Consider the following 383-nt stretch of genomic DNA (forward strand, 5'->3'; position numbering starts at 1 on the left):
TGTCCGGACGTAAAGGATATGAAAAATCTACGTCTGAAAAATGTCCCTGCTTAATCAAAGCAATTTCTTCATTTTCGGATAATTCGGATAGTGGCTTTTCATCAAGAAGCTTAAAAATATTTTTAGCAGATATCAATGCATCGCCCAAAGAGCTTGGAAGATTTGCCAAAGCGAGAACCCTGGCAAAAGAAAACGGAAAAGTGAAGACAACCACCCAAATTAAAGAATTATTAAAAGATGAGTTAAAAGCCAAATAACCCATTACACCACAGAAAAATAATAAACTGAACTGGGTTATCGAAGCAGCAATTGAATCGTCGAAATTTCTTTTTTTTATGATATTGCCTATCGAAACACGATGCCTATCTAAAACAGAAATTCGT

Annotated in this window: 1 protein-coding gene; it reads left to right on the plus strand. The window is 35.0% G+C overall.

The genetic code is table 11. From position 1 onward, the window contains the following. On the plus strand, positions 1-257 hold a 257-nt coding region (locus tag KH893_RS12860), incomplete at its 5' end, for a hypothetical protein (RefSeq protein ID WP_281166405.1). Positions 258-383: the final 126 nt, after the last annotated feature.

Source organism: Liquorilactobacillus sicerae (assembly GCF_029916425.1).
Classification (GTDB): domain Bacteria; phylum Bacillota; class Bacilli; order Lactobacillales; family Lactobacillaceae; genus Liquorilactobacillus; species Liquorilactobacillus sicerae.